Raw genomic sequence first — 18,304 nt, 5'->3', positions numbered from 1 at the left:
TTTTAAGGATATAGACGATTCAAAAGACGAGGGAATGGAATCGTTTCCCGGACGTGTTCAACTCCGGAAATCCATGCCACTGTCCGTTCCAAACCAAGACCAAAGCCTGAATGTGGAACAGCTCCATATTTACTTAACTCCAAATACCATTCATAGGCAGATTCATCGAGATTATGCTCTTGGATCCGTTGCTTCATCAATTCATAATCATAAATGCGTTCTGAACCGCCGATAATTTCCCCGTATCCTTCAGGGGCAATCAAATCAGCGCATAGGACGACATCGTCTCGATCTGGGTGTGGCTGCATATAGAATGATTTAATATCTTTAGGATAATTAACAATGAATACAGGCATATCAAAGCTTTCGGCAATCGCTGTTTCGTGCGGAGCACCGAAATCATCTCCCCACTCGATATCATCAAAGCCTTTCTCGTGAAGGAATTTAATAGCATCATCATAAGTGATTCGTGGGAATGGAGCCTGGATTTTTTCTAGTTTCGAAACGTCCCTGCCAAGTCGCTCCAACTCTAATGGGCAGTTTTGCAAAACAGACTGCACGATATGCGATACATATTGCTCTTGGATTTCCAAGCTTTCCTCGTGTTGCACGAACGCCATTTCCGGTTCAATCATCCAGAATTCAATTAAATGACGGCGTGTTTTCGACTTTTCTGCACGGAATGTCGGTCCGAAGGAAAACACTTTCCCAAGAGCCATTGCTGCAGCTTCCATGTAGAGTTGCCCAGATTGGGATAAATAAGCGTCTTCATCGAAGTATTTCGTGTGGAATAGTTCGGTAGTTCCTTCAGGTGAAGAGCCCGTCAATATTGGAGGATCTATTTTAACAAAACCATTCATATGGAAAAATTCATATGTGGAGCGGATGATTTCATTCCGAATTTTCATGACTGCATGCTGTTTGCGGGACCGTAACCACAAATGACGGTTATCCATTAGGAATTCAGTTCCATGCTCTTTTGGAGTAATTGGGTAATCAACCGCCTCGTGAATAATTTCAATATCTTTCACTTGCAGTTCGACTCCGAATGAAGAACGTTCGTCTTCTGTCACTTCTGCAGTGACGTAAAGAGACGATTCCTGATTGATTGATTTCGCTTTCGCGAATACATCTTCCCCAACAACTTCCTTGACGACAACGCCTTGGACAAAACCTGATCCATCGCGAAGTTGTAGGAAAGCGATTTTACCGCTTGATCTTTTATTTGCTAGCCAAGCTCCGATCCTGACAGTTTCACCTACGTGATCGGGCATTTCGTGAATCATAATTGTTTTCATAAGTACCTCCGTGAGTATGACTATTATTCTTTCCAGTTCGCTTCTACATATGAATGGATTCGTTTCACTGCTTCTTCAAGCTGTTCGATTGATGTCGCATAAGACAATCGGATCGTATTGGGTGAACCGAAACCGGAACCAGGTATAACTGCAACTTTTGCTTCTGTTAACAAGGCAGATGCAAATTCATCCACATTCGTAAAACCAGTCTTTTTCATTGCTTCCGAAACTTCGGGCAGCAAATAGAAAGCACCTTGTGGTTTAACGACCGTAAAGCCCGGAATGGCCGCTAGTTGAGGATAAATACGCTCGAGTCTCGACTCGAAATCTTTACGCATAATTTCAACTGCGTCTTGAGGGCCAACATAAGCTTCAATTGCCGCATATTGTGATGTCGTCGTCGGATTTGATGTCGAATGACTTGCCAAATTCGTCATTGCTCCGACAACCTGAGCGTCACCTGCGATGTATCCGATTCTCCAGCCAGTCATCGAATGTGATTTGGAAACTCCATTAATGATAAACGTCCGACTTTTCGCATCATCCGAAAGCTGTGCAATTGAAATATGCTTCTCTCCACCGTATATCAATTTTTCATAAATCTCGTCTGAAATGATCCAAATATCCTTCTCTTGACAAACTTCCGCTATTTGTTGGAGCTCATCGCGTGAATAGATCATTCCTGTCGGATTACCCGGGGAGTTAATAATAACAGCTTTCGTTTTTGAAGTGATTGCTTCCTTAATTTGGTGTGCGGTCACTTTAAAACTAGAATCCGCTGTACTTTCGATGAAAACGGGAGCGCCGCCAGCAAGCTTCACTTGCTCAGGATAGCTCACCCAATAGGGAGTCGGAATGATCACTTCATCTCCCGGGTCAAGTAGGACTTGAAACAGCGTATAAAGAACATGTTTCGCACCTATCCCGATCATAATTTCCTGTCTTGAATAATCGAGCTGCTGATCGTTTTTCAATTTTGAGATGATCGCATCTTTCAGTGCGGGAAGTCCACCAGAAGGGGTATACTTCGTCTTGCCTTCTTTCATCGATTGATAAGCAGCATCCAAGATGTTATCCGGTGTATTGTAATCAGGCTCCCCTGCCCCTAGACCGATAACGTCAATTCCTGACTCTTTCATCTCTTTTGCTTTGGCCGTTATGGCAAGGGTTGTAGACGGTGATAATGTACTTACTCTAGCCGCTAACTTCTTTGTCAATTGAATCACTCCCTTTAATGCCTTACATCTGTCTTATTATAGATTTAAAATCCTCTTCCACCATTCGCCGTTTTCGAAAAAGACATAAACATAATTCAATTTGCCATTTTCGCTTTTAAATGCGACTTCCCAGACGGGATGACCTTCTTCCAAACCGAGGGAAACATGGAGGATTTTCGTTACAGACAGCTCCGCTTTGACCGTATCAATTGCAGTTTGAGCTCCAATTCCATCTTTCATTGCCACTTCATCGAGAATTTCTCCTGTTTTCTCTTCGATGAAAACCGCTTTATCATTTCCTTCGTCGTCTTTGCCAATAACAGTCACCATCGAATTGGTACCATTGTAGATTTCGGTTCGCTCTACGGATTGCAAGGCACCAGATTTCAATGCATCCGCTTCCGCCTTTTGCTGTGCGGCCGAAAAGGGTGCATTGGCATTATAAAAAACAATGACAGTAATGATAAGTGATAATGCCAAAAGGAAAGCTGCGATGAATTTGACCCAATTCATCATTAGTCTCACTTCCTCTATTCAAACTGCAATTTGGAAAGCTTTCTGCATTCCGTTATTGTTGGATTCCTACTTATTATAACAATCTTCGAGCTTATTCACCATATGTTCTAATGACACTTTCTGAATAGGAACCGAAGGGAGTGCATCTAAAAAACGCCTCCCATATGATTTTGTTTCAACGCGTCGATCCAAAATAATGAAAAAACCTTTGTCTCCAGATGAACGGATCAGTCGTCCGAATCCTTGTCTAAATCTCAATATTGCTTCTGGCAATGACAATTGAGTAAATGGATTTGAACCGCTCGCGAGGAGTTTAGCAGCTCTCGCTTTGAAAACGACTTCATCAGGCGATGAGAACGGCAGCCGGACAATGATGACGGCAGACAAAGCCTCTCCAGGAACATCGACGCCTTCCCAGAAACTGTTTGTACCGAACAGAACTGATTTACCAAACTGTCGGAACGACTTCAATAATTTCATTCGACTACCTGAGCTTACCCCTTGTGCAATGAGGGCATAATCACTCAATAATTCACTTTCCAAAATTAATTCATATGTTTTGCGGAGCATATCTTGTGAAGTAAACAGGACGAATAGCCTGCCCCCTGTCGCAATGACAGTCTGGACAACGGCATCCGCGACTGCTTCAATGTAATCACTTTGTGATACATGTTGAATGGATGGCATGTCTTCGACGATGAATATCCCAGCATTATCATAGAATTGAGCCGGAGCATCAAAAGTCAAAACACGTACATTTTCCGCTATGCCTAATTGTCTTGCAACAAAACGTTCATCTTGATCGATCGTCATTGTTGCTGATGTCCAGACGATTCCAATCATTTGTTGTTGTAGACCCCTAATAAAGTCTTTCATAATCAATGCAGAGTCTACAGGACTTTTCACAACGTTCAGGCTGCCAGGCAAGCTTCTTTTATCCTTTTCGATCCAGACTGTGAAATGATCAGTTTCGTTGTCCAAAAAGATTTCTACCCATTCTCCTGCTTTTATTTTTAATTCTCTAAGCCAATAATCCCATTCGGATAAAAATGCCTGCTCTTTCTTCGACATATTATCTTTGTGAATAGCCAATCGAGAGCTTATTGTTTGCACATGTTGAACATAGTTGTTCATCTTTTCAGCCATTTGCGAAAAGAGAGCTCCATTATCCTCCAATTCATCTAAAGCGAAAATTACTCGGTTTCCCTGCTGTCCACCTTTTGCTTGCGGACGATGATTCGACAATAGGTTTGCAACGTCGTCAAAAAGATTTGTGAATTGTTCAAAGGAATCCGTAAGTTGTTCAAATGCTTGATTTCCGTAATTGCCGAATTTCCTATAAAGTTTCATGATTTGTTGGAGTAGCTGTCCATCGGCATCTGAACTTAGCTGACCCATAACATATTTCCAATTCATATAGGAAAGGACCGTCTCTTTGGAATTAGCCGCTGTGTAAACGAACTGATGAGCTTCATCAATGATCAGGCCAGAAATATTTTGGAATATCCTTTGTTCACGGTTGGAATCTGATAACAACATGGAATGGTTCGTGATAATGAGGTTTGATCGGCTGCATTCGTTCATCATCCTCTGATGGTAATCAGCTGATTTTTCATCTTCTGTCAATTGATTACTCCGTTTTCGGATTCTGTCGACAAATAATTGGCCGCCGCCGGATACATTCAATTCATTGACATCTCCCGTTTCCGTATCTGTCAGCCAAACGAGAATCTGCATAATTGTAAATGTCTCATCATACGATTCATCGGTAATTCGTAATAATTCTTCGAATTTGCCAAGCGAAATATACTGCTCCCTTCCTTTCAGGACGGTTGCAGTGCATTCGATGCCTAACATTTTTCGAATACGCTCTACTTCATCTTCTATGATCCGGTCGACAAGATGGTTAGTGAACGTACTGATGACGACAGGCTTTCCTGTCTGCAATGAATGGATCGTTGCAGGGAGCAAATAGCCGACTGTTTTTCCTACCCCCGTAGGAACTTCGGCCACGATTTCGGAATGTAATGTAATTGTTTCCCACACCGTGTCCATGAATGTCAATTGGGATTTTCGGAATTCAAAAGAAGGATAGCCTTTCTTCAAAATAGCAATTTTCTCCTTTTCCAATTTCGGATACGGACAACTGGTTGCTAACACTGAAGATGACTTCCCGCCAACCCGATAAGGAATCCCTCTAAATAAAGGCAGCTTTCCACTGCCACCCGTCTTTTGGACATGCTTCAACGCTTCGTATATAAGTGTTGAAATATCAGACCGTAAAGAGAATGAACGTCTATGCAATAAGTTCAATGTCTCTTCCGGCAAAGTCCTAAGCTTTGCTATTGCGGTCAAAAATAAATTCGCCGTTGCTTCCGCATCGTCATCTGCCCGATGCGCAGCAGGAAGTTCTATATTCAGTTCCTCTGCAATGTCTTGCAAACGATAGCTTGAGGAAGACGGGAAAAGAATTTTAGATAGCTCCACGGTATCAATTTTCTTTCCCGACCATCCAGCCACTTTGCAACGCTTAAGTTCGCTTTGTAAAAATGACAGGTCAAAATCGGTATTATGCGCGACAAAGACAGTCCCTTGAAGCAATTCAGAGACTTCTTGCGCAATCATATCGAACGTCGGAGCAGAATTTACTTCTACATCCGTAATGGCTGTCAGTTGTTGGATGAACGCAGGTATTTCACGTTCTGGATTGACAAAACGAGCATACTTGTTCGTTATGATTCCGTTTTCAATGAAAACGATCGCGATTTGTATGATCCGGTCACCCCTGGACGGGGAATGTCCAGTCGTCTCCAAGTCAACGACTGCATATGTACGATTATCCATTCAATCATCAACTTCCTGTATTGAATACTACAGCAGATTGTATCATATTCAGCGGGCCGATTGCGCTATTAGGTGTTTATGTATGAGTCAAGTTTTTGTGGGTACTGTTTTAAGACCGTATTACATTTCTTATATAGTTAAAGTTTTTTTGTGCTAACATTATTTTTATAAAAGTTCAAATTTGGACGTGTTGATTTCCACTTCAGGCGCACGCTTTCCGTGGGGCTGGCGGTGAGCCTCCTCGGTCGCTTCACTCCACTGCGGGGTCTTACCTGTCCAGCTGATCCCACAGGAGTCGGCGCCTTCCGCTCCAATCAACAGAGACAACTTCTAAGTATGTGTCCTCTTTGGAAACATTTAAATTCCAACGTAAAGCACATTCGAAATTATTGTAATTCGTTATTAGAATGATTTTCGTAATTTTTAATCCTTTTAATCCTTTATAGACAGGGTTTCATTGGCTGTTTTAAACTTGTTACGCCTTATTACGATATACGGCAAGCTGCTTATCAAGATTGATCAGGAACTGTAGAAACACATCTGTATAAGATTGTTGAAGTCTCCTGAATAAATCTGTTTCAATTCTTTGAATGAAACTAATTTAATAAGGATTCGTACATTGTAGTGTTTAGCTTGCAACTTTACTATACAAGAAGTGGACTCCTTTTTCATGCCTTTACAGTTACCAGTACGATTCCATGTATATTCCAATTGATTGAAGTGGAGATCGGCGACTCCTGCGGGAACAGCACGAGCTGAAGACCCCGCAACGAAGCAAAGCGTAGTGAGGAGGCTGAAGCCGTGCCCGCGGAAAGCGTCCGATCGGAACGGAAATAATGTTATAAGTAGCATGCTAGAAACTTTCTGATCTACTCACAAACATTTTACTCATACATGGTTATGACAATAAAAATGCTGATGAAGGAAGATCTATCCTCCATCAGCTACTTATTTTATCAGGCAATGATGCCTGGTGCCTCTTTGATTACTTCTTTAATACGATTCTGTTCATCCACGAGGAGAACTGTAGGTTGGTGGTTACGTGCCTCTTCTTCAGATACATACACATAGGAAATGATAATGACGATGTCACCTTGTTGAACCAATCTGGCCGCCGCACCATTAACACAAATGACTCCGCTGCCACGCTCGCCTGCAATAATATACGTTTCAAACCTTGCCCCATTATTATTATTGACAATATGGACTTTCTCGTTAGGAAGCATGCCTGCCGCATCAAGCAAGTCGCTGTCGATCGTAATGCTTCCTACATAATTCAAATTCGCTTCCGTTACAGTGGCGCGATGCAATTTACTGTTCATCATCATTCTGAACATAAGTACCATCCTTTGTTGACATAATAATATTATCTATTAACCTTGTTGTTGAAAACTTTACGGCACATGCTAAAATCACTTCGGAGGAATGCTGAGTGACTGGGCCCAAATCAGGATACGATAGCATCTTAACATAATCAATCGTCCCTGAACTATTGGAGACTATTGATTCACCGACCCGCTGTTCGATCGTTTCTGGATCAAAACCACTGGCAAATAAATCGGATCCTATTTGCAATGCCCGATAGATTGCCGGAGCTTCAGAGCGCTCTGCAGCGGTCAAATTCACATTACGTGAACTTTTTGCCAAGCCATCCTCTTCCCTGACAATTGGAACTCTCACGATAGCTGTCCTCAAATTGAAGTCCCGAACAAACGTCTCGATGATCGCCAATTGCTGGGCATCTTTCAAACCGAAATACGAACGGTCCGGATCAACAATATTGAATAGTTTCAAGACCACTTTGAGTACGCCATCAAAATGTCCAGGCCTTGAAGCACCGCAAAGCATATTTGCTTGCACTCCCGGCAAGATTCGGATACCACCGTCAGACGGATACATTTCCTCAACTGAAGGAATAAATACAATATCGACACCTGCAGAGCTTGCAAGTCGTAAGTCCCTCTCACGATCACGCGGATAGGATTCGAAATCTTCTCCAGGACCAAACTGTGCTGGATTGACGAAAATACTCATGACAACAATGTCGTTTTGTTCTTTAGCATGCTTTACAAGTGATAAATGCCCTTCATGCAAAAAGCCCATTGTAGGAACAAAACCGACTGTTGCATTTTTCCGTTCATTTCGATTCAGCCTTTGTTGTAGTTCCTCGATCGTCTCAATAACTTCGATGCTGGTACTTTCAATGACCATCCTTCAATCCCCCATATAACGCGACTAATTCATCTTCCTTCATTGTAAAACGGTGTGCTTCAGCCGGAAATTCACCCTTTTTGACAGCTGCTGCATACTCTTTTAAACCGTTACGGATATCCGTTCCAATATCTGCAAACGCTTCTACGAATTTAGGAATATGATGGTTTCCGTATTTGACCGTATCGTGAAAAACGAGCACTTGACCGTCTGTCTCTGCTCCTGCGCCTATTCCGATTGTTGGAACAGTGACTGCTTTCGAAACTTGCTCCGCCAACTGATAAGGAATGCATTCAAGAACAATCATACAGGCGCCTGCCGCTTCACAAGCAACAGCGTCTTGGATTAGTCGCTCTGCGGCTTCTGCAGTCTTCCCTTGTACTTTGTAACCCCCTACGACAGCTGCTGACTGTGGGAGTAGTCCTAGATGAGCAACTACAGGAATTCCCGTCTCCGTCAATAGCCGGATTGTATCGATCACCCGTCCTCCACCTTCCAGTTTTAGGGCGTTTGCACCCGTCTCTTGATAGATGCGTACCGCAGAATCCAATGTCCGATCTTCGGAACCATGGTAGGAAGCGAAAGGCATATCTACGACGACAAACGTGTCCTTCGCACCTCTTCTGACCGCTTTTCCGTGATGGATCATATCATCGACAGTGACAGCAGCTGTCGAGTCGTATCCTAAGACGACCATGCCAAGAGAGTCCCCTACAAGAAGTACATCGACTCCTGCCTCCTCAGCCAATTGTGCAGATGGGTGATCATAAGCAGTCAACATGACAATTTTTTCACCAAGCTGTTTCATTTTCGTGAAGTCCGTAGTGCTTTTCATCCGTATCCTCTCCCTTTTTTATCAAAGTGGAGAAAACCAAAAAATCCTTCCAGCCTAAAAAAGGGCAGAAGGATTGTAGGTTTACTATTTTGGGTTTCCTCCGTCCCTGTCTTATGCAAGATCAAGGCAGAACTTATTAGGTTTTTTCGATTTTCAATTTTCTAGCCGATAAAGGTGCAATTCCTGTCGATATTGCCCTTCGACCATACTATAGCAAATCTATTGATATTTGTATAGATTCAATCTTTAATAACAATATCCGCAGAGTAGATGCCTCTTACTGTGCCATCATCAAGTTTAAGTTCTAATAGACCGTCTTCTGAAATACCTAGAGCAGTCCCTTCGATCGTTTCATTCAACATAACTGCTCGGATCTGTTTTCCTGCCGTGTTTGAATAACTTTCCCAGAGCAGTTTGATCGGACCGAATCCATGCTTTTCATACATCTTCGTATACAATTCAAGAAAACCAAGAATTTCAGCAATCAATTTCGCCCGATCGATTTTTTTGCCGCATGCAATTTTTAGAGAAGTTGCAATATCTCTTAGTTCTTTTGGAAAATCTTCCTCTTCGTGATTAACATTCATGCCAATTCCAAGAATAATTGCCTTCACGCGGTCAGGTTCAGATTGAAGCTCTGTTAGAATACCAGTCATTTTTTTGCCGTTGATCATAATATCATTCGGCCATTTGATCGTAGCCTCAATTCCGCTGACGTTTTCAATCGCCCGAACGATTGCAACAGCTGCAACGAGCGTCATTTGTGGTGCCTGCTGTGGCATTAACGATGGTCGAATGATCAAACTCATCCAGATTCCTTTATGGGCTGTCGAATTCCATGGACGGGACAGCCTTCCCTTCCCTGCTGTCTGCTCCTCCGAAATGATAAGGGTTCCGTCCAGTGCTCCAGCTTGTGCAAAATCATGCGCGAGGTTCTGTGTCGAATCACAACTTTTATAGTAATCGATCGTTGTCCCATAAGTTTTCGTCTGTAAAAATCTTCGGATATTAGCAGCGTTCACAATGTCTGGAATGTCGATCAGTACATATCCCTTTTTTTTGATTGAAGCGATTTCATAGCCATCCTCTTCAAATTCCTTAATATATTTCCAGATTGCAGTTCTTGAAAGACCGTATTCTTCTGCAAACTCTTGTCCGGATACCGGATTTCCTTGGGCTTCAAAAAGCTTTTTCAACAATTCATCTCTTGCGTTTTTTACATTCATTGAAAAACCATTCCTTTATTTTATCCAAATCATTCGGGCAATGTCGATGCAGCACCGCATATTCGATTCTTTCCATCCATTCGCCGACCCATCTACCGCCTCTTTGGCCAGTCCAAGCGAGCAAGTCTTTTCCATTCACTTTCAAATCATCTTTGGAGCGAATCGGCAAACTTTCTTGCATTCGTTTCATTTCGTGTACGGGTATACCGGTTTCTTCAGGATGCATCGCTTGCCAAACCTTTTCTGTCGCAACGAGTACTTCAAGCGTGAACCGATAATAATCATCAATTGTAAATGGACTCGTTTGTCTTCTGCCAAATGCGCTTAGTACGTCCGATAGAAATGCTTTTTCTCGATTTGAAAGCTTATAAGCCTTTGCAAGATCAGATGCGGAATAATGCCCTGTAAGCATTAAAGCGGACCAGCCTTGGTCAGTAGTCGTAAAAGGAGCACAGTCCATTAACAATTGGACATACGAAGGGAAAAGAGGCAAATGATCCGATAACCCGGTTTCCCTTAACGCCGCTATCGCCTTGGCGGGATTGACGCCTCTCCATAGCTTATCCATTTCTGCTTTAATACGTTCCACTGAGACATGTTTAATACTTTCAGCATTTTCTTCAATCGCCAGAAAGGTTTTACTTTCTATCTCAAATGCTAAAACAGATGAAAATCGAACTGCACGAATCATACGTAACGCATCCTCATGAAATCGATCGCTAGCATTGCCGACCGCCCGGATTTTCCGGTTTTTTAGATCCTCTATACCTCCATATGGATCAATTAATTCACCGGTAAGCGTTAATGCTATTGCATTTATCGTAAAATCCCTGCGCTGCAGATCGTCTTTCAAGGATCTGACGAAATTCACTTCATCGGGCCTCCGGTGGTCCGTATATGTACTTTCTGTTCGATACGTTGTCACTTCAATCGGTTCATCATCCATGATGACCATAACAGTTCCGTGTGCAATTCCAACATCGATTGTATGAGGGAATACTTGCTTCACTTCACCTGGAAAGGCAGACGTTGCAATATCGAAATCTGATGCTTCCTTGCCTAGTAAATGATCCCGAACTGCTCCCCCTACAAATACCGCCTCATACCCTGCTTCTTCCAATAGGCGGACGACTTTCCGGCTTGACGCAGTTCCAAATTCTGAAGTCATCGGATGTCAGCCACTTTCGCGATCTCGTAATAAAGCTCTTCGTATTGTTGTACGATCGATTCCGAATCGAATTTATCAACGACTGTTCTTATTGCACTTTCCCGGAAGTTTTGATGCAAAATTGGATCTGAAAGTAGCAGTTTCGCCTTCTCGGCAGCTGATTCCACATCCCCAAGTTCGATGAGAAATCCGTTCTTTCCGTCCTCGATTACTTCAGGTATGCCACCGATATTTGTCGCAATTGCTGGCACTCCACAAGCAAACCCTTCTAGTAGGACAAGACCAAATGATTCCTTTTCCGATAATAAGAACATAATATCACTAATTGCCAATAATTCTGGAAGATCATCTCGCTTACCCGTAAAGATAATATCATCTTCCAAACCTTCTTCGCTTGCCTTCTTCTTCATTTCTATTTTTTCCGGTCCTGTACCGACTAATAATAATTTGGAATCGATTTCCTCCCGAATAAGTTTGAAGCTATCGATAATATCTCCAATCCTTTTAATGCTTCTGAAATTTGAAATATGAATGATGACTTTTTCATCTTCCCGAATTCCCAAATCTGTTTTTAACGTACCCGGATCTACTGGCTTGTACTTTTCCTCGTCAATGAAATTATAAATTGTCAATATTTCTTTTTCTGGCTCGATTAACGATAGTGTTTCTTGCCTTAGCGATTCGGAAACCGCGGTCGTTAAATCGGATTTGTCTACTCCGTAACGAACAGTGTTTTTCAAAGCGGGATCATGCCCTAGAACAGTCACATCGGTTCCATGTAAAGTTGTGATGACACCAATATCCGATTTCGCCATATCTTTTGCAAGTGCTGCGGAAATAGCGTGCGGGACAGCATAATGCACGTGCAGCAGATCAAGCTCTTCTTCTTCAATCACTTGTGCAATTCGATTCGCCAATGCGATATCGTAAGGCGGATATTTAAAAACAGCATAACCATCAATTTTCACTTCATGGAATAATATATTAGGATGGATATCGGGAAAACGGAAAGGGCGACTCGACGTGATAAAATGCATTTCATGTCCTTTCTCCGCCATTTTCAATCCGAGTTCTGTCGCAACTACTCCAGAGCCCCCTAATGTGGGATAGCAAATTACACCGACCTTCAATTTTCTCATAGAACGCACCTCTTCCGACCAACGTTAATCGATAATATTTTCCAACCCATACACTAAATCGTTTCGGCCGATCACTTCCCGGATCGCCATCATGATTCCTGGCATAAAGCTTTTTCTGTCAAATGAATCATGTCGTAAAGTTAATAGCTCGCCTTCTCCTCCAAGAAGGACTTGTTGGTGCGCCAGCAGACCAGGCAACCGGACACTATGGATCTTCATTCCTTCTACATCCGCTCCACGAGCGCCTTCCAAATGGACTTGCTCCAATGGATGTCCTTGAATATGTGACGGTCTGTTTTCCTTAATCATTTCGGCTGTTTTAACAGCTGTTCCAGACGGAGCATCCAGTTTACGATCATGATGCATTTCAATAATCTCGACATCTCCTAAATAGCGGGCTGCCTGTGCGGCGAATTTCATCATAAGTACGGCTCCAATTGAAAAATTCGGTGCGATGATTCCACCAACTTGTGTTGACTCCACTAAATCAGAAATTGCCTGCAACTCCTCGTTTGACAATCCAGACGTACCGACTACAGGGTGAACGCCAATTGACAATGCGGCCTTCACGTTATTGAACACTGCATCTGGATCTGTCACATCCAACAAAACAGCAGGCGTGTGCTCCTCATATAACTTAGAAAGCGATGTATAGATAGGTATTCCATGTTTCCCATCATTTATGGAACCGTTATGTAAATGTAAACCATCATATTTATAATCAAGTGCTGCAACAACTTCTGCATCATTTGCTGCCTCGATCGTTTCGATTGCAGTCGTTCCCATTCTTCCTCGGGCACCTGCTATAGCTACTTTAATTTTCATCATTGCTCCTCCTTTTTTTCCAACGGTCGGCGTCACGATCCTTGAATTTATTCATGACCCTCAGTAACGCATCCTCTAAATTGATTCCTTGTGCATTGGCGAAACAGATGAGAACAAAAAGCAAGTCACCTGTCTCTTCTTCCAAAGACTTGATTTCCTCACTTGATTTTTTCTTTTTCATGCCATAAACATGTTGCACTTCCCTCGATAACTCGCCTAGCTCTTCTGTAAGCCGGGCCATCAATTCCATCGGAGGAAAATATCCTTCTTCAAAACCTGATATGTATGCATGGACTTCTTCTTGTAAATTTTTCATTGTTTTCGCTTGTTCCATTTGCTTCCTTACCCTTCATTTGATATCGTATTCATTCATAGGACTAATGTCAAAAATCAGTTGTTTTCATCAAGAAAGGTGGTCTTCTATTGTTTCGTGGAATAAAACTCAAAAATATATTCTTTATCATACTGGGTGCTGCGATATTCAGTTTTGGTCTTGTGCATTTTAATATTCAACACGAACTTGCCGAAGGCGGATTTACAGGAATTACGCTTATCCTCCTATTTGCCTTCAACTGGGATCCCGCCATCATGAACTTAGTACTGAACATTCCGATGTTCATCATCGGTTGGAAGCTGTTAGGAAGAAAGGTTTTTATATACACGGTTATCGGTACGGTCGCTGTTTCTGTCTTCCTGAAAGTGTTCATGAAATATCAGTTTAATATTCACCTCGAAGGGGACATGTTCCTTGTTGCCTTATTCGCAGGTGTTTTTATCGGTATAGGGCTCGGTATTATTTTCAGATATGGTGGAACAACAGGCGGTGTAGATATTATCGCACGTTTGGCGCATAAGTACATAGGCTGGAGCATGGGAAAGACAATGTTTTTGTTCGACGCATTCGTCATTTTGGTTTCGTGGGCAGTCTACTTGGATCATCGGTCCATGATGTATACGTTGGTCGCCCTCTTCGTAGGCGCACGAGTCATCGATTTTGTTCAGGAAGGTGCTTATGCAGCACGGGGAGCTTTCATCATTTCGGAAGCTCAAGATACGATCGCTTCCAAAATTTCATTGGAAATGGATCGGGGTGTCACTGTTTTCAAGGGATACGGCCACTTCACGAAATCAGACCGTGAAATATTATATTGCGTCGTCGGTAAAAATGAGATGATGCGTTTGAAAAACATTGTCACTTCTATCGATCCGCATGCGTTCGTCTCTGTCACTGACGTCCATGATGTATTAGGTGAAGGCTTCACGCTCGATGACCAGAAACGCCCTTTGGAACGTTAACAATAACGAAACCATATAAAAACCCGACCATTTTAAAGCGGTCGGGTTTTGAATTATTCTCTGTTCGTAAAAATCAACAAAAGACGAACTAGTTCCATAACAGCAACCGCTGTGGCAGCGACATATGTCATCGCAGCAGCACTCAATACTTTCTTCGCATGCGGTTCTTCTTCGTTACGGATAATTCCATGCTCAACAATTTGATTCATTGCACGAGTAGATGCATTGAATTCCACAGGCAATGTCACGATTTGGAAAAGGACACCTACTGCCATCAAGGCAATCCCTATTCCGAGCATGTAGTTCATGCTTGAGGCAAGTATACCGATAATGATGAAAATCCATGAAGCATTTGACGTAATGTTGGCTACTGGTGCTAAACGATGGCGGAAACGCAAGAACGAATAGGCTTCCGCGTCTTGGATGGCGTGTCCGACTTCGTGTGCAGCAACCGCAGTGCCCGCAACAGACGCTTCATGATAGTTTTGGGTCGACAATGCCACTGTTTTGGTCAATGGATTATAATGATCAGTCAAAACTCCTTGGCTTTCAACAACTTTCACATCTTGCAAACCATTGCGATCAAGGATGAGCCTCGCCACTTGTGCTCCTGTCATGCCTGACGTTGAACGAACTTTTGCGTACTTCGTATACGTATTCTTAACTTTGAATTGGGCATACAATGGAAGCAATATGATAATCCCCAAATAGATCAAAAACAAAGTGTTTCCCTCCCTTTTTCTATCTCTCTTTATTTTATAACGTACACTTTATATCCGCAACTATTTGCTATTATGCTATAACAGTTGCCCGTTTTTCCCTTTTTCTCCATAGGATAAATGCTAAAAGTATACACCCAATGGAAAGCCAAAATGTAAAATATCCAATTTGTTGCATATGTTTCATTAAATCGTGGTAAATCGGCATTTGGCCGAATACGTAATCAATCACATCATTATGCAATGTCCAAATGGCAGCGATGACAATATGTCCGAAGCCAAATCGGTACAATGGACTATAGAGGAACGCTTGCACTGCCATTGCAAAATGAGAGCCGACAAGCATCCATCCGACCCATCCGATGGAACCCGTTTCAAGCAGTGTGAGCAAATTCATGACGACCGCCCATAATCCATATTTGACAAGCGTTATGAACGCTAATGCCTCGATTAATTTGAAATTCCTATTGAGAAGCCAACCGATGATCGCAAGTGTAAAGAAAAGGCTAGCCGTCGGGCTGTCGGGTACAAAAATCCAAAATTTCGGTTCTGTTATTTCCAACTGCCACATGTACCAATCATAGCCGTATACAGTTCCGAGTAAATTAACGAAGAGCAAGATCCACAAAAATGACTTATGCGACAGCAGAAACCAAATACGATTGACAATAGTAATCACGACCATCTCCCTAAAAAGAAGTATGTCAGTAATAAATATGTATAATAGTTTGTAAAAAAAAAGAGTCAGTCACCTGACTCTTTTTCGAGTTGTATTACTTTTCTGTTCCTAGGCTTTCAAGGAATTCTGCAAGTACTTGCAAATCTTCCTCGGAACCTGTCCACTGGTTTGCTGGCATTGTTCCAATACCGTTATGTGCGATGTCTACAATTTCATCAGCAGTAAGTCCAGTGTTGCTCAATGCTGGTCCTAATCCGCCTTGGAATGCGTCACCGTGACAGCCGATACATGATGATCCAGCGTAAATCTGGTATCCTTCCGACTCAGGGTCGAATTGAACTTCTTCAACAATCGCACCTTGCGCTTTCGCTTTTTCCCAGTCATGGTTCACAACGGATTCCCATGTTAGATAGAAAAGAGCTGCGAACGCTAGAAGCATGAAAGCAGTCGGAAGAGGGCGTTTAGATGGACGACGCTCTTTCGATGTATCCAAGAAAGGCATCAGCAGCAAAGCACCGATAGCTAATCCAGGCATTACGATCGCACCGATGACGTTGTATGGTCCGGATGCGAATTCATATTTAAGCAATTGATACATGGATAAGAAATACCAGTCTGGAACCGGTATGTATGTTGTATCCGTCGGATCTGCTTGACGCTCAAGCGGTGACGGATGGGCAACTGTCAGTATTAGATACCCGACAAGGAAGACGGCGCCGATGATCCACTCTTTCAAGAGGAAGTTTGGCCAGAATGCTTCCGTTTTACCAGGGTATTCTGAGTAATCTTTCGGGACGTTCGGCATTTTATTCGTTGCCTTAATGCGCGAATCTCCGACAAATTTCATCCCTTTTCCGCGTTGCATGATGTCCCCTCCTTATTCTAATTTCAGACAATCACTATCGATATAGATCTTATAGCGGTCCGGAAATACCTTGTCTTCTGATCATGATAAAGTGCGCTGCAAGCAACCCAAGCAAAGCAGCAGGTAGGAAAAATACATGAATCGCAAAGAACCTTGTTAATGTTTGAGCACCAAGGATTGTGGAATCGCCCGCCAGAAGGACTTTGATCTGCTCACCGATGAAAGGAACCGATGCTGCAATTTCAATACCTACTTTAGTCGCGAACAACGCTTTCATATCCCAAGGCAATAAGTAACCTGTGAAACCAAGACCTAGCATCGTAATGAAAATCAATACTCCGACGATCCAGTTCAATTCACGAGGTTTTTTATATGAGCCAGTAAAGAATACACGCAATGTATGCAGGAACATCATTACGATAACTAGAGATGCTCCCCAGTGGTGCATTCCACGCACAATCTCACCGAATGCTACTTCATTTTGAAGATAGTAAACGGATTTCCATGCATTTTCAATATCCGGGGTGTAGTACATTGTAAGGAACATACCTGAAAGAATCTGGATGACCGTTACGAAAAACGTTAAACCTCCGAAACAATAAATGAATGCAGAAAAATGGTGTGCAGGGTTTACGTGCTCAGGTACTTCGTGGTCAGCGATATCCCGCCAAATCGGGGTGATATCCAACCGTTCGTCAACCCAATCATAAATTTTATTTAGCACTTCGGTCGTACCCCCTTACATTTTAAACTAATGTGTTTGGAACCGTTTTTCCAAGGTGGACATATCCATCCACGATTTCGACTACATACTCATCGAGTGGTCCGAGTGGTGGAGATCCTGGTATGTTTTTACCGTTTTTCTCGTATCGTCCATTATGGCAAGGGCAGAAGAATTCGTTCTTATGTTTCTCGTCGCCTTCCCAGTTCACCGTGCATCCAAGGTGCTTACAGACAGGAGAAAGTGCGATGACCGTATCGCCTTCTTTATAAACCCAAGCGGTATTCGATACATCGGATTTGTACCATCCATCCTTACGATCTTTAATAGTAAAGTCAACGCGTACAGGCACTTCAGTCAACTCGTCCACTTTTTGTGGAGTTGGAACGAACTCACCTTCACCTTTCGGTTGCAATACTGGATCGACCGCAAAGCGAACCATTGGCATCAACATTGCTGAAGCCATGAATCCACCGACACCCATCAAGGTATAGCTTAGGAATTGGCGTCTTGACACTTTGCTGCTCATCAGTTTCCCTCCTCTTACTCCGAAATCAGTCCAACGGACATACTATTGCTAATTGTAAAACTAGGACATATCTATGATATATCAATATTAGTGTAAATTCAATCATGCTTTCTGCTGTACTTGTAGATTGTGAACAATTCATGAATTTTACACATGTTCCAACCATATCCACTACCATTGACTAAATGCATATGTGAAAATCAACTTTCTTTGGTG

The 18,304-nt window shown here is 42.6% G+C and carries 18 protein-coding genes; 1 reads left to right on the top strand and 17 read right to left on the bottom strand.

What is annotated here, in order from left to right; genetic code table 11:
* Positions 1 to 2: 2 nt before the first annotated feature.
* The 12 genes from asnS to MHZ92_RS02825 form a co-directional block, all read right to left on the bottom strand.
* Entirely contained in the window at positions 3 to 1,298 is a 1,296-nt protein-coding gene (gene asnS / locus MHZ92_RS02880; RefSeq protein WP_239430011.1) for an asparagine--tRNA ligase, read from the bottom strand.
* A gap of 23 nt (positions 1,299 to 1,321) precedes the next feature.
* Positions 1,322 to 2,515 carry a pyridoxal phosphate-dependent aminotransferase gene (locus MHZ92_RS02875; RefSeq protein ID WP_239430010.1) on the bottom strand — a complete coding sequence of 398 codons (1,194 nt, stop codon included), beginning with the start codon at positions 2,513 to 2,515 and terminating at the stop codon, positions 1,322 to 1,324.
* 36 nt (positions 2,516 to 2,551) lie between these two features.
* Positions 2,552 to 3,028: a cell wall elongation regulator TseB-like domain-containing protein gene (locus MHZ92_RS02870; RefSeq protein ID WP_239430009.1), complete on the bottom strand. Its 477-nt coding sequence runs from the start codon at positions 3,026 to 3,028 to the stop codon at positions 2,552 to 2,554.
* Positions 3,029 to 3,097: 69 nt separating this feature from the next.
* Positions 3,098 to 5,875 (bottom strand): ATP-dependent DNA helicase DinG, encoded by a 2,778-nt coding sequence (dinG, locus tag MHZ92_RS02865; RefSeq protein WP_239430008.1) that lies wholly within the window; start codon positions 5,873 to 5,875, stop codon positions 3,098 to 3,100.
* Positions 5,876 to 6,831: 956 nt separating this feature from the next.
* Positions 6,832 to 7,212, bottom strand: a complete 381-nt coding sequence (gene panD, locus MHZ92_RS02860) for an aspartate 1-decarboxylase (RefSeq protein ID WP_239430007.1) — start codon at positions 7,210 to 7,212, stop codon at positions 6,832 to 6,834.
* Positions 7,187 to 8,086: a pantoate--beta-alanine ligase gene (gene panC, locus MHZ92_RS02855; RefSeq protein WP_239430006.1), complete on the bottom strand. Its 900-nt coding sequence runs from the start codon at positions 8,084 to 8,086 to the stop codon at positions 7,187 to 7,189. The genes panD and panC overlap by 26 nt, the downstream gene beginning before the upstream one ends.
* On the bottom strand, positions 8,076 to 8,921 hold the full coding sequence (gene panB, locus MHZ92_RS02850) for a 3-methyl-2-oxobutanoate hydroxymethyltransferase (protein ID WP_239430005.1): 846 nt from the start codon (positions 8,919 to 8,921) through the stop codon (positions 8,076 to 8,078). Before panB ends, panC begins: the two co-directional genes overlap by 11 nt.
* Positions 8,922 to 9,160: 239 nt before the next feature.
* Positions 9,161 to 10,147, bottom strand: coding sequence for a biotin--[acetyl-CoA-carboxylase] ligase (locus MHZ92_RS02845; RefSeq protein WP_239430004.1), 987 nt, complete (start codon positions 10,145 to 10,147; stop codon positions 9,161 to 9,163).
* Positions 10,122 to 11,315: a CCA tRNA nucleotidyltransferase gene (locus MHZ92_RS02840; RefSeq protein ID WP_239430003.1), complete on the bottom strand. Its 1,194-nt coding sequence runs from the start codon at positions 11,313 to 11,315 to the stop codon at positions 10,122 to 10,124. Before MHZ92_RS02840 ends, MHZ92_RS02845 begins: the two co-directional genes overlap by 26 nt.
* Entirely contained in the window at positions 11,312 to 12,454 is a 1,143-nt protein-coding gene (bshA, locus tag MHZ92_RS02835) for an N-acetyl-alpha-D-glucosaminyl L-malate synthase BshA (RefSeq protein ID WP_239430002.1), read from the bottom strand. Before bshA ends, MHZ92_RS02840 begins: the two co-directional genes overlap by 4 nt.
* Positions 12,455 to 12,478: 24 nt before the next feature.
* Complete coding sequence (gene dapB / locus MHZ92_RS02830; RefSeq protein ID WP_304649553.1) at positions 12,479 to 13,279, bottom strand: 4-hydroxy-tetrahydrodipicolinate reductase; 801 nt, start codon at positions 13,277 to 13,279, stop codon at positions 12,479 to 12,481.
* Entirely contained in the window at positions 13,269 to 13,613 is a 345-nt protein-coding gene (locus MHZ92_RS02825; protein WP_239430000.1) for a nucleotide pyrophosphohydrolase, read from the bottom strand. The genes dapB and MHZ92_RS02825 overlap by 11 nt, the downstream gene beginning before the upstream one ends.
* Before the next feature lie 89 nt (positions 13,614 to 13,702).
* On the opposite strand from MHZ92_RS02825, the gene MHZ92_RS02820 reads away from it, so the two are divergent.
* The gene (locus tag MHZ92_RS02820; RefSeq protein WP_239429999.1) at positions 13,703 to 14,575 is read left to right on the top strand and encodes a YitT family protein; all 873 of its coding nucleotides are present in this window, start codon (positions 13,703 to 13,705) and stop codon (positions 14,573 to 14,575) included.
* A gap of 53 nt (positions 14,576 to 14,628) precedes the next feature.
* On the opposite strand, the gene MHZ92_RS02815 is transcribed toward MHZ92_RS02820, so the two are convergent.
* The 5 genes from MHZ92_RS02815 to MHZ92_RS02795 all read right to left on the bottom strand — a co-directional run bounded on the left by MHZ92_RS02815 (position 14,629) and on the right by MHZ92_RS02795 (position 18,091).
* The gene (locus tag MHZ92_RS02815) at positions 14,629 to 15,297 is read right to left on the bottom strand and encodes a zinc metallopeptidase (RefSeq protein ID WP_239429998.1); all 669 of its coding nucleotides are present in this window, start codon (positions 15,295 to 15,297) and stop codon (positions 14,629 to 14,631) included.
* Positions 15,298 to 15,367: 70 nt separating this feature from the next.
* Positions 15,368 to 15,979: a DUF1405 domain-containing protein gene (locus tag MHZ92_RS02810; RefSeq protein ID WP_239429997.1), complete on the bottom strand. Its 612-nt coding sequence runs from the start codon at positions 15,977 to 15,979 to the stop codon at positions 15,368 to 15,370.
* Between the two features lie 88 nt (positions 15,980 to 16,067).
* Positions 16,068 to 16,838 carry a menaquinol-cytochrome c reductase cytochrome b/c subunit gene (locus tag MHZ92_RS02805; RefSeq protein WP_239429996.1) on the bottom strand — a complete coding sequence of 257 codons (771 nt, stop codon included), beginning with the start codon at positions 16,836 to 16,838 and terminating at the stop codon, positions 16,068 to 16,070.
* A 49-nt stretch (positions 16,839 to 16,887) separates the two neighbouring features.
* Entirely contained in the window at positions 16,888 to 17,562 is a 675-nt protein-coding gene (gene qcrB / locus MHZ92_RS02800; RefSeq protein ID WP_239429995.1) for a menaquinol-cytochrome c reductase cytochrome b subunit, read from the bottom strand.
* Between the two features lie 22 nt (positions 17,563 to 17,584).
* On the bottom strand, positions 17,585 to 18,091 hold the full coding sequence (locus tag MHZ92_RS02795) for a ubiquinol-cytochrome c reductase iron-sulfur subunit (RefSeq protein ID WP_304649556.1): 507 nt from the start codon (positions 18,089 to 18,091) through the stop codon (positions 17,585 to 17,587).
* Between the last annotated feature and the right edge of the window lie 213 nt (positions 18,092 to 18,304).

It is taken from the genome of Sporosarcina sp. ACRSL (genome assembly GCF_022346605.1).
Classification (GTDB): Bacteria; Bacillota; Bacilli; order Bacillales_A; family Planococcaceae; genus Sporosarcina.
This window is presented reverse-complemented; position numbering and strand designations above follow the sequence as displayed.

Excerpts from the sequence above, each read along its gene's own strand:
- MHZ92_RS02825 (WP_239430000.1), bottom strand. The coding sequence starts at position 13,613 with ATGGAACAAGCGAAAACAATGAAAAATTTACAAGAAGAAGTCCATGCA.
- MHZ92_RS02845 (WP_239430004.1), bottom strand. The coding sequence starts at position 10,147 with ATGAATGTAAAAAACGCAAGAGATGAATTGTTGAAAAAGCTTTTTGAA.
- panC (WP_239430006.1), bottom strand. The coding sequence starts at position 8,086 with ATGGTCATTGAAAGTACCAGCATCGAAGTTATTGAGACGATCGAGGAA.
- MHZ92_RS02840 (WP_239430003.1), bottom strand. The coding sequence starts at position 11,315 with ATGACTTCAGAATTTGGAACTGCGTCAAGCCGGAAAGTCGTCCGCCTA.
- bshA (WP_239430002.1), bottom strand. The coding sequence starts at position 12,454 with ATGAGAAAATTGAAGGTCGGTGTAATTTGCTATCCCACATTAGGGGGC.
- panB (WP_239430005.1), bottom strand. The coding sequence starts at position 8,921 with ATGAAAAGCACTACGGACTTCACGAAAATGAAACAGCTTGGTGAAAAA.
- MHZ92_RS02805 (WP_239429996.1), bottom strand. The coding sequence starts at position 16,838 with ATGCAACGCGGAAAAGGGATGAAATTTGTCGGAGATTCGCGCATTAAG.
- dinG (WP_239430008.1), bottom strand. The coding sequence starts at position 5,875 with ATGGATAATCGTACATATGCAGTCGTTGACTTGGAGACGACTGGACAT.
- asnS (WP_239430011.1), bottom strand. The coding sequence starts at position 1,298 with ATGAAAACAATTATGATTCACGAAATGCCCGATCACGTAGGTGAAACT.
- MHZ92_RS02870 (WP_239430009.1), bottom strand. The coding sequence starts at position 3,028 with ATGAATTGGGTCAAATTCATCGCAGCTTTCCTTTTGGCATTATCACTT.
- dapB (WP_304649553.1), bottom strand. The coding sequence starts at position 13,279 with ATGAAAATTAAAGTAGCTATAGCAGGTGCCCGAGGAAGAATGGGAACG.
- panD (WP_239430007.1), bottom strand. The coding sequence starts at position 7,212 with ATGTTCAGAATGATGATGAACAGTAAATTGCATCGCGCCACTGTAACG.
- MHZ92_RS02810 (WP_239429997.1), bottom strand. The coding sequence starts at position 15,979 with ATGGTCGTGATTACTATTGTCAATCGTATTTGGTTTCTGCTGTCGCAT.